Source organism: Streptomyces sp. DH24 (genome assembly GCF_029813775.1).
Taxonomy (GTDB): Bacteria; Actinomycetota; Actinomycetes; order Streptomycetales; family Streptomycetaceae; genus Streptomyces.
In genome coordinates this window covers 1-257 of sequence record NZ_JARVKW010000152.1, presented here as the reverse complement: position 1 = coordinate 257, position 257 = coordinate 1, and the positions used below count along the sequence as shown (strand labels likewise).

The following is a 257-nucleotide window of genomic DNA, read 5'->3' as shown; positions in this document are numbered from 1 at the left end:
CCAGCCGCCACAAATCCTCGGGCGAAGCCACCCCACCCGGGAAACGGCACGCCATCCCGACAATCACGACCGGATCATCCGCGACGGACGGCAGACGCTCGGCGACAGACGGCGGCGCCGCCTCAGCCTTGGCCCCCAGCACCTCACCCAGCAAAAACTCCGCCAGCCGATCCACCGTCGGATAATCAAAAACCAGCGTCGCCGGAAGCCGCAGACCCGTCACCGCCTGCAACCCATTACGCAACTCAACCGCGAGC

At 66.5% G+C, this 257-nt stretch carries 1 protein-coding gene; it reads right to left on the bottom strand.

Translation table 11 applies throughout. The features are described 5' to 3' along the window. The coding region (locus tag QC282_RS32270) for an acyl carrier protein (protein ID WP_279553135.1) at positions 1-257 on the bottom strand (257 nt) is incomplete at both ends.